General features: G+C 37.5%; 8 protein-coding genes and 1 pseudogene. 7 read left to right on the plus strand and 2 right to left on the minus strand.

Annotated elements, in window-relative coordinates; all coding sequences use genetic code 11:
• Positions 1-58 precede the first annotated feature (58 nt).
• Together RDN22_RS11375 and RDN22_RS06650 are read right to left on the minus strand one after the other, a co-directional pair.
• Positions 59-1,386, minus strand: a pseudogene (locus tag RDN22_RS11375) (IS4 family transposase).
• 168 nt (positions 1,387-1,554) lie between these two features.
• Positions 1,555-7,647 carry an LPXTG cell wall anchor domain-containing protein gene (locus tag RDN22_RS06650; RefSeq protein WP_308556899.1) on the minus strand — a complete coding sequence of 2,031 codons (6,093 nt, stop codon included), beginning with the start codon at positions 7,645-7,647 and terminating at the stop codon, positions 1,555-1,557.
• Between the two features lie 253 nt (positions 7,648-7,900).
• On the opposite strand from RDN22_RS06650, the gene pnuC reads away from it, so the two are divergent.
• From pnuC to RDN22_RS06685, 7 genes are all read left to right on the plus strand, one after another.
• On the plus strand, positions 7,901-8,638 hold the full coding sequence (gene pnuC, locus RDN22_RS06655) for a nicotinamide riboside transporter PnuC (RefSeq protein ID WP_308556901.1): 738 nt from the start codon (positions 7,901-7,903) through the stop codon (positions 8,636-8,638).
• Between the two features lie 196 nt (positions 8,639-8,834).
• Complete coding sequence (locus tag RDN22_RS06660; RefSeq protein WP_308556903.1) at positions 8,835-13,628, plus strand: hypothetical protein; 4,794 nt, start codon at positions 8,835-8,837, stop codon at positions 13,626-13,628.
• 189 nt (positions 13,629-13,817) lie between these two features.
• On the plus strand, positions 13,818-14,009 hold the full coding sequence (locus tag RDN22_RS06665) for a hypothetical protein (protein ID WP_308556905.1): 192 nt from the start codon (positions 13,818-13,820) through the stop codon (positions 14,007-14,009).
• Positions 14,010-14,089: 80 nt separating this feature from the next.
• Positions 14,090-14,539, plus strand: coding sequence for a DUF3290 domain-containing protein (locus tag RDN22_RS06670; RefSeq protein WP_308556907.1), 450 nt, complete (start codon positions 14,090-14,092; stop codon positions 14,537-14,539).
• A gap of 2 nt (positions 14,540-14,541) precedes the next feature.
• The gene (locus RDN22_RS06675; RefSeq protein WP_308556909.1) at positions 14,542-15,183 is read left to right on the plus strand and encodes a DUF421 domain-containing protein; all 642 of its coding nucleotides are present in this window, start codon (positions 14,542-14,544) and stop codon (positions 15,181-15,183) included.
• 15 nt (positions 15,184-15,198) lie between these two features.
• Entirely contained in the window at positions 15,199-15,999 is an 801-nt protein-coding gene (locus tag RDN22_RS06680; RefSeq protein ID WP_308556911.1) for a Sir2 family NAD-dependent protein deacetylase, read from the plus strand.
• Positions 16,000-16,006: 7 nt separating this feature from the next.
• Entirely contained in the window at positions 16,007-16,963 is a 957-nt protein-coding gene (locus RDN22_RS06685) for an exonuclease domain-containing protein (protein ID WP_308556914.1), read from the plus strand.

A 16,963-nucleotide genomic window follows, 5' to 3' on the forward strand; every position in this document is an offset into this window, starting at 1 on the left:
TTGTTCTTTATTAAATTTAGTCATAATAAAAGACCCAAAAGTGTCTAACTTTTGGGTCTCACTTCAGTTTTATGTTACGTTGGTCTTTTCTTCCCATTCTAATAGGAATTACATATCGTTCAATTTCTAATAATATTTCTTCGAAACTATAGTTATTTTGGCAATATTGTCTATGAATTACCATACAAGACATTTTGAAATTAACGGTATAACGATACTTAGTTTTCTGCTGAGGTACATGTGCTTGAATACTGATCTGACTAACAACATTGAACATAATTAAATGTGCATAGAGTTCCATTTCAATAAACTTGTCTTGCTTAGAGTGAAATTGAATGCTTCCAATATCATATTTTAATTTTCTAAACGAACTCTCGATTCCCCCAACGTAAATGATATAATTCTTTGATCCTAGATATTGGGAATTCATTTCTATCTAGGTTAGTTATTAATACTTCCCATGTCTCTTTTCCTGACTCTGGATCATTGATTTTTACTTTACAAGCTCGAAACTTAATCCAGCAGAACTGTTCAAAATCCCAACGACTGTCCTGAGTATTCTTTGAACGGAATTCTTTATATTGATGATTGAAATGTCTTAACCAGTGAAGATGCGGCTCTTGCCTATGTGTCTCGTAATAATGACCTGATGTAGTAACATGACATTGAATCAATTGATCACATTCCTGTTGTGGCAATGCCTGTATTTCTTTGATTGCACCGTTATTTGCCTTGGTACGAATAATATAGTTACAATTTTTGAGTCGATTGCAATTTTCAATCATGTTAAAGCCTGTGTATCCACGATCCATAATGACAATACACGCACGGTCCTACATCTAGTTCTTTGAGTATTTCGATCGCTGCACTGCGCTCATCCATTTGCTTTTTAGGTTGGACAATACAATCCTGGTAAGTATTATTCATAAGATCATAGATTATGTTGGCGTGGAACTGACAATATGGTTTATTCTTACTCGACGACGATTTTATAGTATTTTTGGATTTAGGATTCCAACTTTGATTGAAATCAGATTCATCAATAGCGAAAACACGATATTTATTATCAAGCAAGTTGGTTAAAGCTAATTTATGATTTAAAGTCTGAAAAATATGTTTGAAACATGCTGGTGAAAGTTTGCTTTTTTGTTGGACGTAAGCAGATGAGCTCATTAGTTTGTTTTGATTATTGCCAAAAGCATCAAATAATTCTTTATCTAAGCAATTACCTTGCATGTTAATCGTTGTTTTAATCGTCTCGACAGCGGTGAGTTTACGTCTTTTAGTAAACGCACTTTCTGAATCAATAAAATCATGAATATGAGTGGCAGTGTCATTGATAATCTGATCAAGGCATTCTAAAATATCAGTGTGAGGGCTTTTCATGGTTATCAGACCTTTCAAGGTAAAAAGAAAGACCCACGCAAAATAAAAAGAACCGAATCAAAATGATTCGGTTCTAAAATTTGTCAATGCCTTAACTTAATGACATTGAAATATTTAGATAACGGTTTTATTTTTGGCTATTTAGTCATTACAAGAGAAAACAAGTTATTAGTTTTTCTTTTTCTTGATAGCCATACCTAAAGTAGTGAGTGCATTAGCAAGTCCAGCCATGATGATTCCCATCGTAGTCAACTTAGAATTTTCTTCACCAGTTTGTGGCAAGGTTGCTTGGTCAGTGATTTTAGCTGTCGTTAAATCATCAGTAACGTTATTGCTTTGAGAAACAACTGATGATTCTGAAAGTGGGACAACAACTGCTTTTTTATTTGCAGTATTGCCACTTGTAACAGTGTTATTCTGGTCACTCTTAGATTGAGAAGAATCAGTATTTTGATTTGAATTCTTATCATCATCTACCTTTTCAGGAAGTGGACGAATAGAATCATTTACATTTGTCTCATCTTTTGGTGATTCTTCTGGTTTAGGTTCAGTGTTTTCAGTTGAATCACTTGAGCCAGAATTGTTGCCTGAGTTATTTGAACCGTCATTATAACCTGGATTAGATGGATTTTCTGGAGTTACGCCCATGTCAGGGTCAACGTTAGGAGTATCAGGCTTAGCAGGCTTACTATCATCTGGAGTTACGCCCATATCAGGGTCAACATTAGGAGTATCAGGTTCAGCAGGCTTACTATCATCTGGAGTTACACCTATGTCAGGGTCGACATTAGGAGTGTCAGGCTCTGCCGGCCTATTAGGATCAGCATCGATTGAACCTGAGTTAGCGTTAATGACATAACTTAAAGCAAGAATTGAACCATATTCATGGTCGTTAATGATACTTTGAATCAAGTCATTATTAAGACCCGGAATTGTATTGATATTTTCAACTTCTTCTTTTAATCCTGTGTGGTTAGTACCGTTAACAGAAGCAGAAATATCATATTTATTATCGGATGCAGGCAATTCGTGTTCTAAGTCATCAGTGCTAGTCCATTTGCCTGATTGAACGCTAGTAATATGGAATTTGTCACCTTTAAGTTCAGCGATCAATGTAACTGTCTTAGTAATATCCAAGTTAGTGTTTAATGGATTATCGATCATATTACCAGTAATGGATTGTGAAAGCTGCTTATTAAAGGAAATGCTTGCAAACCAAGTACCATCTTCGTTTTGTGACCAATTAAGACCATCATTTTCAATTTTATCGAAAATATCATCTTTTTCTTTATCTGTGACATTTGTGTCTGACCAGATATTATCATCCTTGTCAGGAGTAGTTACTGTACCAGGTTGAGGCGTGATAGGCTTGTAGTTAACGGTATAGGTGATGACATCTTTATCTTTAAGGCTGTTCCAAGCATTATCAGTAATTGTGATTGTACCATTATCTTCAACAATAAAGTCTGCGAATGCATTAATGTTGTTAATAGAAGCGGATACTTTGTCATAAGTGTAGCCTGGCTTATTAATGTTAATTGGATTGTCGTTTTTGATTTCGTATTTAGTCTCATGTTTAACGTCCCAGTTACTTCCGTTCCAAGTAAGTGTAACTGAAACTATTTGAGATAAAATGACCTGGTTAGAAACTCTGTTGCCCACAGTCTGTGTAACGACTTTATCAGTAGTGATATTGCCGGTCCAAGTACCGTCAGGCTGCTTATCCAAGTCATCCTTGTCAAAGCCGTCAGGCAACTCTACGTCTGTTAAATCAAGGTCGTATTTAACAGTGTAGTCGATGGTGTCGCCGTTATTAAAGCTGTTCCAAGCATCATCAGTAATTGTGATTGTGCCGTCTTTGACAGTAAAGTCCGTGAATTTATTATTGTTAACAGAAGCAGACACCTGATAAGTGTAGCCTGGCTTATTAATGTTGATTGGTTTTTGGTCTTGGATTTGGTAGTTAGTATCAGCTTTAACTTCCCATTCTTGCTTACCTGCGTTCCAAGTAAGTGTAACTGAAACAGTTTGAGACAAAGTAACTTGGTTAGACTCACCGTTGTTCACGGTCTGTGTAACTACCTTATTAGTGGTGGTAGTGCCAGCCCAAGTACCATCAGGTTGTTCTTTTAAATCATCTTTGTTAAAGCCATTAGGTAAAGTTACGCCTGTTAAATCAAGCTTGTAGTCAACGGTATAGTTGATAGTGTCGTTGTTATTAAGGCTATTCCAAGCAGCATCCGTAATTGTGATTGTGCCATCATCTTCAACGATAAAGTCTGTGAATTCATTATTGTTAACAGAAGCGGACACTTTGTCGTAAGTGTAGCCTGGTCTATTAATGTTAATTGGATTGTCGTTTTGGACTTGATATTTAGTCTCATGCTTAACGTCCCAGTTACTTCCGTTCCAAGTAAGTGTAACTGAAACTGTTTGAGACAAAATAACCTGGTTAGAATCTCTGTTGTTCACAGTCTGTACAACTACTTTATTAGTGGTAGTGCTGCCAGTCCAAGAACCGTCAGGTTGCTCTTTCAAGTCATCCTTGTTAAAGCCGTCAGGCAAGGTTACACCTGATAAGTCCAGTTTGTAGTCAACGGTATAGTTGATAGTGTCGTTGTCCTTAAGGCTATTCCAAGCATTGTCAGTAATTGCAATTGTGCCACCCGCATTAACTTTAAAGTTTGTGAATGCATTATTGTTAACAGAAGCGACCAATTTGTCATAAGTGTAGCCTGGCTTATTAATATTAATTGGATTGTTGTCTAGAACTTTGTATTCAGCCTTGTCAACAACGTCCCATCTTTGTCCTTTTTGATTCCAAGTAAGTGTAACTGAAACTGTTTGAGACAAAATAACCTGGTTAGACTCACCATTGTTCACAGTCTGCGTAACTACTTTATTATTAGTAGTGGTGCCAGTCCAAGAACCGTCAGGTTGTTCTTTCAAGTCATCTTTGTTAAAGCCATCAGGTAAAGTCACGTTTGTTAAATCGAGCTTGTAATTAACAGTGTAGTTGATGGTGTCTTTGTCCTTAAGGCTGTTCCAAGCGTCAGCGGTAATTATGATTATGCCGTCATCTTTGATTTTAAAGTCGTTGAAGTCTTTATTATTAACAGAAGCAGATACCTTGTCATAAGTGTAACCTGGCTTGTTAATATTGATTGGGTTGTCGTTTTGGACTTGGTATTTAGTCTCATGCTTAACGTCCCATTTATCTGCGTTCCAAGTGAGAGTGACTGAAACAGTTTGAGACAAAGTAACTTGGTTAAATTCACCGTTGTTCACAGTCTGTGTAACTACTTTATTAGCGGTGGTGGTGCCAGACCAAGAACCGTCAGGCTGCTCTTTCAAGTCATCCTTATTAAAGCCATCAGGCAAAGTCACGCCTGATAAGTCCAGTTTGTAGTCAACGGTATAGTTGATTACGTCTTTGTCATTGAGATTGTTCCATGCATCGGCATTGACTTTGATTGTGCCGTCATCTTCGACAGTAAAGTCTATGAATGTATTATTGTTAATAGAAGCGGACACTTGATTTTTGTCGTAAGTGTAGCCTGGCTTATTGATGTTGATTGACTCGTTGTCTGTGACATGGTAGTCAGTCTCAGTTTCAACATTCCATTTACTTTCATTCCAAGTAAGGGTAACTGAAACAATTTGAGACAAAGTAACCTGGTTAGATGCTCCGTTGTTCACGGTCTGTGTAACTACCTTATTAGTGGTGGTGCTGCCAGACCAAGAGCCGTCAAGCTGCTTTTCCAAGTCATCCTTGTCAAAGCCATCAGGCAAAGTCACGTTTGTTAAATCAAGCTTGTAATCAACAGTGTAGTTGATGGTATCTTTGTCATTAAGAGTGTTCCAAATATCGGCATTGGCAGTAATTGTGATTGTGCCATCTGCATTAACTTCAAAGTTCGTGAATGCATTATTGTTAATAGATGCGGACACTTTGTCATAAATGTAACCTGGCTTATTAATGTTAATTGAATTATTTGAGGTTGTGTATTCAGTCTTATCATTAACGACCCATTCTTGTTTGTCTGCATCCCAAGTGAGAGTAACTGAAACAGTTTGAGACAAAGTAATCTGGTTAGATGCTCCGTTGTTCACAGTTTGTGTAATTACTTTATCAATAGTAGTGCTGCCAATCCAAGAACCGTCAGGTTGCTCTTCTAAGTTATCCTTATTAAAGCCGTCAGGCAAAGTCACGTTTGTTAAATCAAGCTTGTAATCAACGGTGTAGTTGATAGTATCGTTGTCTTTAAGAGTGTTCCAAATATTAGCATCAGCAGTAATTGTGATTGTGCCGTCATCTTTTACAGTAAAGTCTATGAATGCATTATTGTTAACAGAAGCAGACACCTGATTTTTATCGTAAGTGTAGCCTGGTTTATTAATGTTAATTGAATTATTTGAGGTTGTGTATTCAGTCTTATCATCAACTTCCCACTTACTTCCGTTCCAAGTAAGAGTAACTGAAACAGCTTGAGATAAAGTAACTTGGTTAGATGCGCCGTTGTTCACAGTCTGTGTAATTACTTTATTAGTAGTGGTACTGCCAGTCCAAGTGCCGTCAGGCTGCTTTTCCAAGTCATCCTTGTCAAAGCCGTCAGGCAAAGTCACGCCTGATAAGTCAGGCTTGTAATCTACAGTGTAGTTGATAGTGACTGAGTTATTATTATTTTCTAACTTGATACCATTGAGATTAGGTGTAAGAGCATCATTCTCGATAGTGAAGTCCGTGAATTTATTATCGTTAATAGAAGCAGATACCTGATCTTTGTCGTAGGTGTGACCTGGCTTAGAAATATCTATAGATCCAAGAGATGACCAACCAGTATCCTTTACAGTACTGATTTTGAACTGATTAGTGTTACCGTCACGCTTAATAGTAATAATAATCTCTTTGCCGATTGTTTGTGTATTCTGTGATCCATTGATAATTTGAATGATATCTTTGTTTAAAGTGACTTTACCACTCCAGGCGCCATCGTCACGTTCTTCAAATTCAACGTCCTTGAAAATATCATTCCAATCTTCTTTTTTATCATTATCGCCGTCAATAACGTCACTCCAAGTAGGTTTTTTGATGGCAATTTTTTCAATTGTATAATTGAAAGTTACATTTTCACCTTTTTGTAGAATACTATTAAGAAGTTCATCAGATAAAATAGTTTGAATTTGGTTGTCTTTGATATTCGCACTTACATCAATATCAGATGAAACGTTGCCACTTGTAACTGTACCTGTGACTTTATTTTCATAACCATCGCCGACTTCAGGAATATCTACCGCATCAAATTTATCTTTGCCATTTTCATATTCTTTTGAAGTGACTTTGACATCGGTAATCACAAAGTTGTTATTCCATGTAGGAAAAATACCGTTCCACTCTAAATGAGGCTTAATGGTTATTACTACATCATATTTAACTGTGATATCTTGTGATACACCGTTTACCGTTTGAGTAATAGTAATTTCTTTTCCTACAGTTGATTCCCAACGAGGATCCAAAAAGGAAGAGCTTGGAACTTTTATAAAATCTACCGTTCCAAAAATATTTTCCCATCCTAAAAATTCATCTTGATTATCAATTTTATCCCATGTAGGTCTATATTTATCTAACCAATCATTTTTATCTTTTTTGTCAGATTTTTCATCGGATTCTTCTTTTTCTTCTTTATCTGCATCAGTTTCAGATTTGTCCTCTTCTGTGACTTTATCTGTTTCAGTTACAGTGTCATTTTCAGCGGGAGATTTTTCATCAGTATCAACTTCTTCAGTTTCAGATGGAGTAGTAGGAGCAATAGTTGCAGGAGTCTGAGCTTCTGTGTTTTGCTCCGGCGTTTCAGTCTCTGGAACTGGTTCAGTTGTTTCTGTCTTTTCTGGTGTTTCAGCCTTCTCTGGAGTAACAGTTTCAATTGTTTCCGTCTTTTCCGGAGTAACAGCTTCAGTTGGTGTATCTACTGTAGTCCCTGGTACTTCTGTTACAGTTTCTTTAACTTCAACACTAGAAGGTTCATTAACTAGAGAGGTGTCGCTAGTTTCTTGAGTTGAAGTAGGTAATTCAACTTGATTCGTCGCTACTTCTGTATCGGTTTCAGATTGAATATTTTCTGAGGTTTGAATAGAAGTAGTTTCTGCAGCTTCTACCTTCTTTGAGGATAGATTAATCCCCATACCAACACTTAACAGCAGGATACCAGTGCCTGTTGTTAGTTTTCTAATAGCAAATTGCGTCTTATTTGTCTTAAGCATTTGCACGCCTCCTTAGTATGTAATATTTATAACTCGTATACATTATATGACACACTGTCACTATTAGAAATATAATTTAAATAAATTTAACAAATAAAAATTTGTGTTACTAACAAAAAATAAATAAATGTCAATCCTTGTATTGAATTAATAGACTGCTACACTAGTTATTGATGTTCTTTTTAGAAAAGAGCGGATAAGGCACAATATATAGTATTGTGGACCTAAAATAATAAGGGAGTAGTTTGTTTATATGGAAAGACATGAGAATTATTTTGTTTGGTTGTGGAATCAATTAAAGGGGTGGCCAGTACAAAACTATTGTTTATGGTTCTTCGCATTTGGTTTCCAACTCGCATTGCTTATTCAATCAAAGATTACTGCAGTAACTTTGATCACTTTTATCGGTACGCTTTTGGGGACACTTTGCGTACTTGCAATTAATGCTACTAAGGCAGTTAACGGATGGTTAGGATTGATTTCAGCAGCATGTTTCATCTATGCTGGTTGGTCAGCCAAGAATTATCTTTCTATTTTTGAACAAATTGCTTATATCGCAACTTTGGACTTGCCTGTCATTATTTCGGTTAGATCATGGAACGACGATACTAAGAACCACTTGAGAAAGTTTGGTGCAAAAGAATGGGCTATTGCTATTGTTGGTACATTGCTCGTTTACTTAGTATCAGGCTTCTTGATTGGTAAGTTCACTAACGATCCACGTCCTTGGGTAGATGCAATTAGTTTTGCTATTTCACTTACTGCCGGAATTATGTGCTTCATGCGTTACAACAACCAATATTTCTGGTGGACCGCAAGTGGTATCTTCCAACTTATTCTTTGGGGCATTACTTATGCTCAAGGGGATGCCAACTTGGCTATGGCAATCAACTCATTGATCTATGTCATTAATGATATTTTGGCCTTCACTGTTTCACCATGGTTCAATATGGGACGTCGTAAGTCTGGACTTAAAGAAATCAGTAAATAATTAAATAGAGTATCTTATATTAAGAAACGTCATCGAATTCGATGGCGTTTTTTGTTTGCATAAGACCTTACTAAAAATGTTTAAGTTTTTCTAAAAGAGACACTGTGTCACTATTGTAAAAAAGGCTTTCAAGATAAAATATAAGTATCTCAAAAGTATAATTAACGTACTATGTATATAATTGGAGGCCATGAAAATGACATCTAAAAAGAACTTAAAGAAGATGAGAAAAAATCATAAGAATCATAAAGAAATAGGTCCTAATGCAAAGAAATTTGCTGCTGGTACAGCTTCTGTACTATTAGGTGCCGGAATAGCAGCTAGTGCAAACGTTCGTCCAGTTAAAGCTTCTGGCTATCGTGAAGATGAAATTGCTGAAGTGGAGAGCGCTAATGTTCTTGGCAGTGAAAAAGCAAAAGTAAGAATCAGTGTTCAACAAAGAACTAATGACACTTTAGTTCAAGAAGGTGAAACTGAAGATCAACAGACAACTGATAACACACAGCCTGCTACTCAAAATAATGCAGAAACTTTAGGTGAAAATGGATCATCAGACCAAGCTAATACTGCAACATCTGATACAGATACAACATCTATAAATTCTGCAATTGCTACAACTACTGATGCAACAGAAGGTACTGATTCTGCAGAAACTGCAACTGGTACTGGAGCATCAAACACTCAAACAAATGAGAATAATGCTCAATCTACTGGCACTAACTCAGTAATGAATTCAGAGAATACTGAATCCAGTGTTGACCAGTCTACGGATGCTACCCCAATAAATAGTAGCCTTAGCGATGATAGTAGTTCATCAGAGGGCACTGACACTAATGATGGACAGAATTCAGTGACTACAAATCCTTCAAATGAAGAAAATGACACCAAAGAAACTAAGGTAGCTATAGAAGATAATAGTGCTACGATTGACCGAGTTGATAAAGATAAAACAGATACAGAAACTAAGGTTGATGAAGCTAATAAGAATGCTAGTTGGGATGAAGTAAAAAAACAACTTCAAGATATTCAAAAAGATTTGAATGATTTTGGATTGGAAATCACAGTTGAAAATACTGAGCAATTTAAAGATGATGCTACTAATCTTGACGACCTTATTAAGAATTTAAATACTTATACTGAGCACCAAATTACGGATATTAAGAATGCAGTAGAGGCTTATAAATTAGAAGCTGAAAAATATGCAGGCGCACTTACTAATTTTAATAAATTTAAGGAAGAGCTTAAAACGCATGGCCTGTGGAAAGATGACAACACTGACCCATCTACTTTGCATCAATGGCTTGTTTTTGGTGATGAAGACGAAGCAAAAGTAGAAATTACATCCAAAAATCAATATGTCACTCAAAATGATGGGGAAAATTGGAAACCAGGAGACTTTTTATCACATTTCGTTATTGTACAACACGAATCAATATCAGGTGAGCTGTTCTCTGCTACATATACAAACTTAAAGCATACTTCGTATAATGGACAATCAATTGATAAAATTGTAATTACTTTTAGTGATTGGACTTATAACCCTAAGTATAATTCTGGTAGAAATCCTGGTATTTATTTAACAGATAATCCAGCTGATGGATTCTGGTATATAAATTCTGATGGTGTAACTATGGATCTGCAACTATATTCTAATGGCAAAGTAGTTAAACTTGACAAAAATGCATATTTTGTTGCTGGATCGCTTAATAGTGAAGGGCTAGGTCATGATTATATTGAAAAAGCTCAAATAATTAATGATAAGAATAACAGTTATGGTGGTGAAGGTATTTCATTACCGGAATCTGAGGTAACGGTACACAAAGGCGAGAATAGTAGTGGTGCAATGCATCTTCCTTCGAGTGAATCTGGTGGAGATGTTCTCTATTCTGACATTAATATTAATTTCTTTGACGACTTAAACAATGGAAAAACTCTAGATAAGTTAGTTGAAGAAGGTATGAAACTTTGGAATACTACTCGAGAAAAAGCAGAATATAAAATTAAAAATTACTTGGGTTGGGATGCACAACCTGATGAACTTGCAAATCGTGAAGATAAAGACGAAATTGCAAAAAGAAAAATTTATGGAACTGGAGTATTTAAAGTTTATGGTGATAGAATTAAGGTTCGCTTCAGTGATGCGGTAGGTTCTGGATGGGTAACATACTCAAGCGATATTCCAGATCTTACATTTAATGAAGAATTACCTTCTAAGCCAATTCTGACTTATACACCAAATACCATTACATGGGAAGAAAAATCTGACATTACTATTCACTATGTGGATGTTAATGGTGTAAATAAAGATGATACAAGTCTTTTGCCAAGTGATGGCGTCGAACTTAAATATCAAAACTTTGCTGACTTAATTGCAGATGGTACATATTCTATTGAAAATCTGTGGAACTTTGCAAATGAAAACTATGTATTTGTAACGATAGGTTCAGAAATCCCGGGTGTTACTATTTCTGTTGACCACAAAAATTTATCTAATATTGTGATTTCAAAAGATCATAAAGATATTTATATTTACTTGAATCATGCTACGAGAAACGAAGAGGATCAAAAAGAAGAAGTAACGCAGGTAGTCCACTACAAGGACAAGGTGACCGGAGAAACAGTAGCTGCAGACAAGACGCAGACAATTACATTCGTGAAGCACGGAGTAACAGACCTGTTTACCGGAGAAACAACGTGGACGGATTGGCTGACAAAGACTCCAGACTTTACAGCCGAAGAGAGTCCAGATCTTAGCGACAAGCATCTTCTTTTAGAAGATCCTGAGAATGGCAAAACAGCTGGCGGCTTAAAAGCTGAAGCAACTGATCCAGACTCTAAGCATGAGTACACGGTATACTACGTTCACGCTACCCAGAATGAAGAAGATCAAGAAGAAAAAGTAACGCAGGTAGTCCACTACAAAGACAAGGTGACCGGAGAAACAGTAGCTGCAGACAAGACGCAGACAATTACATTCGTGAAGCACGGAGTAACAGACCTGTTTACCGGAGAAACAACGTGGACGGATTGGCTGACAAAGACTCCAGACTTTACAGCCGAAGAGAGTCCAGATCTTAGCGACAAGCATCTTCTTTTAGAAGATCCTGAGAATGGCAAAACAGCTGGCGGCTTAAAAGCTGAAGCAACTGATCCAGACTCTAAGCATGAGTACACGGTATACTATGTTCATGAAACCAAAAGCGAAGAAGACAGAGTCGAAGACGTAAAGCGCGTGATTCACTATGTAGACAGAGTGACTGGTGAAACAGTAGCCCCAGATGCTGAAGAGGTAATCCATTTTATTGGACACGGGGTAACGGATCTGTTTACCGGCAATACAACTTGGGCATGGGAAGCAGAAACCAAAGACGGATTTGAAGCCGTAACGAGTCCTGATTTAACATCCGAGCATCTTTTGCTAGAAAAGTCAGAAGATAAAACAGCTGGTGAATACAAAGGTGTTCAGGCAAAAGATCCAGATTCAAAATATGAGTACACAGTATACTATGTTCACGCTACCAAGAACGAAGAAGATCAGAAAGAATTAGTAACGCAGGTAGTCCACTACAAGGACAAAGTGACCGGAGCAACAGTAGCTACGGATAAGACGCAGACGATCACATTCGTGAAGCACGGCGTAACAGATCTGTTCACCGGAGAAACAACGTGGACAGACTGGCTGATAAATACTCCGAACTTTACGGCCGAAGAAAGTCCGGATTTAAGTGGCAAGCATCTTCTTTTAGAAGATCCTGAGAATGGTAAAACAGCCGGCGGCTTAAAAGCTGAAGCAACTGATCCAGACTCTAAGCATGAGCACACGGTATACTACGTTCATGAAACTCGAAACGAAGAAGATAAAGAAGAAGTAGTAAATCAGGTAGTCCACTACAAAGACAAGGAAACCGGAGCAACAGTAGCTACGGATAAGACGCAGACAATTACATTCGTGAAGCACGGCGTAACAGATCTGTTCACCGGAGAAACAACGTGGACAGACTGGCTGATAAATACTCCGAACTTTACGGCCGAAGAAAGTCCGGATTTAAGTGGCAAGCATCTTCTTTTAGAAGATCCTGAGAATGGTAAAACAGCCGGCGGCTTAAAAGCTGAAGCAACTGATCCAGACTCTAAGCATGAGCACACGGTATACTATGTTCATGAGACAGAAAACATTTCTCGTGATAAAGCAGTTACTCAAATTATTCATTACGTGTATGAAGGTGGCGGTACTGCTCATGAAGATTACACAGCTACATTGAAATTCACTCAAACTGGCGTGAAAGATTTGTTTACTGAAAAAGAAACATGGAACGGCGAATGGACATTGGCTCAAACCTTCGTAACTGTAACGAGTCCAGATATTCCTGGTTACACTCCAGATAGAAAAGAAGTAGGGCCATACACAATCGAAGTGACTAATGATAATTTTGATGATAATTTGGACAAAGAAAATACTGTAATTTACAAAGCCAACTCAGTAACGCCTGATCCAGGTACAGACCCAGATCCAAAACCTACACCAGATCCAACTCCAACTTCAGACCCAGATCCGGACCCAACACCTACTCCAGATCCAGTTGATCCAGAAGATCCTGCTCCACTTCCAGAAGAAGATCCAGGTTCTGAATACCCAGATCAACCGGAATTCACTGAAGAAGAGGAAAGTGTAGAGCCACACGATACTGTAGAACCTAAGAAGGGAACTTCTAAAGTAGCTCCTCAAACAAATGTAGTGACTGAACAGACAACACCAGAAACTGTTTCAACTGAAACAAGTGGCGTAACCGAAGAAAGTCAAACTACTACTGAGGTCACTCATACAAATAATGAAGAGACTTTACCAGAAACTGGCGAAAAGCATAATGAGTTTGCAAAAGTAATGAGTGGTTTAGCTGCTGCACTAGGACTTACCGGCTTGGCTGCAACTTCTAAGAGACGCAGGAAAGCGACTGCACATAATAGAAGAAATAAGAAAAACGGTAAATAAGTAAACAAACAGACATAACAGAATATCTCAAAAGAAAAGTTGTCGAAATTCGGCAGCTTTTTTCTTAAGAAAATTATAAAATAACACCGTGTTACTACTATGCAGGAAGCATTTTCAATGTAATTAGTATTATCAAATAAGATATATAAATATTAAAACGTACCTTTTTAATTCTGGAGAGGCGAATAGATGATGCAATATTATAGAGACATAGATTCAGATGCAAGCAATGAAGAATATCATGAATTCCATAATGACATGATGACGAATTATTCTAGAAAAAACGTTGAAAGCGACAAAGCAGACGCAATTAAATTTTTAACCAAGAATGGTTATGACAAGCAGTTTGCTCACGGAATTGTGCATAAACTTTGGAAATAATATCTTTACTAAGGAAGCTGTCGAATTCGGCAGCTTTTTTGCGTATGCTACAATAAACCAAATTAGAAAGGAGCATTTTCATGACTTTTTACACTATGAATTACATTCAGAATAATCAGAATACCGACCGCGCAATCTTCTACGTGTTAACCTTGATTGCGGCCGCCGCCATGATTATTTTTACTATTCTTTATTTGCACAACCGCTTCGCCACAAGATATCGCGATTTAGGCATCATCGCCTTGCTCTTCTTACTATTATTTGTGGGGACACAATATGAGAAGTACACACAAATTAACATGCAAAAGTCTCAAGCAACCCAAATCATTCCATTTATCAAATCCGTTGCCCGAGACGAAAACGTTAAAACTTCAGACGTCTTAGTAAGTTCAACCACCTTAGTCAACGGAATGATCGTGCGAATTGATTCTAAGAATGTCGATTATCAGTTGAACTTAAACACTGATCGAAATACTTATTCATTGACGCAAGCTCATGTAATCGATCATAGAGTGGATGTGAGGAATTAATCATGCAACTTGACTATACTCAACTTTTTATTAAATTTACCCTTGGCATTTTGACTTTAATTATTCAGATCAATGTTTTTGGTAAAAGCAACCTGGCTCCAACCACTGCCCTTGATCAGCTGCAGAACTACGTTTTAGGTGGCATCATCGGTGGTTTGATCTATAACCCCAACATTTCTATTTTGCAATTCTTATTAGTTTTAATTATCTGGACTCTAGTTGTCTTTATCTTGAAATTCAGCCGCGATCATAACAGCTGGGTTCGTGGAATCGTAGATGGCAAGCCGGTTCAAGTGATTAAGAACGGCAAGGTCCTAGTAGGTAACTGCATGAAGGCCGGAATTTCTGCTAATGAATTAATGTTTAAACTGAGAAGTCGTGGCATTTATTCTGTGGAAAAAGTAAAGAACTGTATTTTTGAACAGAATGGTCAATTAACGATCATCGAAAACGATGAGGCAAATATCCGCTTCCCAATCATTAGTGACGGGCAAGCCAATACCGATGTGTTAGAGCTAATCCACAAGGATGAATCTTGGCTTGAGCAAGAAGTAGAAAAAGCAGGTTATAATGGTATTAACGACGTCTTTTTAGGCGAATATATTGATGGACAATTGCATTTCACAGGATATGCAAATAATTAGGAAAAGAGAATTATCATGACAGATTTAACTAAGGTAAAAGAATGGGTCAAGGACGCTGACGCTGTAATCGTCACTGCCGGTAATGGCATGGCTAAAGAAGAGGGCCTCGACATCTTAAGTGAGGAGAACTTTGATGATCAATTCGGCAAAGTCGCTGACAAGTATGATGTGCATACAATTGGGGATGCACTTGATAAGAAGTTCGATACATGGGATGAACAATGGGACTTCTGGAGTCAACTAGTTAACGAATATTCACTTGAATATGAACCAAGTGAAACCATGTTGGCTTTAAAGAAGCTGCTTGAAGGAAAGCAATACTTTATTGCAACTAGTACCTTTGGCCATTTCTTTGAAAATGCTGGCTTTAATGAAAATCGTATCTTCAACGCCTTTGGTGATTGGACCAGAATGCAATGTTCTAGCGGCATTAATCACGGTCAAAAAGACGATCGCGAAGTCGTTAAGAAGTACTTAGAAGGGAAAGGCGAAGTGCCAAAATGTGAAGACTGCAATTCTCCAATGGAATTGCACATGCCACTTAACGCCAACTTTTTCCCAGATACTGATGCTAACACTCGCTTCCGCTGGTTCTTAACTGGTAATGAGGATAAGAAGGTCGTTGTCTTAGAACTTGGCGTTGATGAGACCAGTCCACAACTACTTGATCCAATGGTTAAGTTAGTTGAACAATTCCCTAACTGGCACTATGTTGCAGCTGACTTAGCTACTGAAGATTTACCAGATGATGTTCAAAAGAGATCAGCTGGTTTTGACACTAATTCACACGATATGATGATGAAATTAACTAAATAGGTGAGAAATGAGTATCTACGTAAAAAACGGAATCTTGCATGTTTCTGGTGCACAAGATAAATTGCGCCAAAAAGGGCAAGAGACGCCAGACTTTTTGTCTAACTACACAATGCTTGATATTGAAACGACAGGCCTTAGTCCATACCGCGACCGAATCACTGAACTTGGTGCAGTTAAAGTAAGAAACGGTCAAATCGTTGATCAATATACTAACTTGGTAAAGTTCCCTAAAAATAATAAAGTACCTGCTTTTATTACTAAGTTAAACGGAATTACTGAAGAACAAATTGTTAATGAAGGTATCCCTGCCGAGCAAGCGATCAAAGAATTTCGCGAATTCATCGGTGATGACATTATTGCCGGCTACAACGTTAATTTTGACTTGAACTTTTTGTATGATTTAAGTCAAAAATATAAGTTGCCGGTTTTAAATAATGATTATGTCGATGTGTTGAGACTTGCTCGAGCATTTTATCCACATGAGCGGCATAACCGCTTAATCGACTGCATGCAACGCGCTGGAATTGCTCAAGTAGAAGAGCACCATGGTTTAGCCGATTCGCTTGATACAATCAAGGTTTATAACGACTTTAGTAAGAACTTTACAGATGAATTGCTTGAAAAGGCTCGTGGCACGATCAAAAACGTTGATTTAACCAGTGATGATGTGGATTATTACGAGCTTGGCTTTAGAAATCCTGTGCAAAACAAGCAGATCGTTTTATCTGGACACATTCACATGGATACTGACGAAGCTGACAAGATGATCAATAATATGGGCGGAAAAGCTGTGGATAAAGTTGATCCAACAACCAATTATTTGATCATGGGTGACCACGACTTCTTCAGAAACGACAACGAAGATTTGAATACGGCACGCAGTTTAATTAAGGACGGTGCAAAGATTAAGCGTTTGTCAGAGAGCTTCTTTTTGGGGATGCTCGATGATTGGGCACGGAGTTAG

This window comes from uncultured Lactobacillus sp. (assembly GCF_902491705.1).
In the GTDB taxonomy this organism is placed as follows: Bacteria; Bacillota; Bacilli; order Lactobacillales; family Lactobacillaceae; genus Lactobacillus.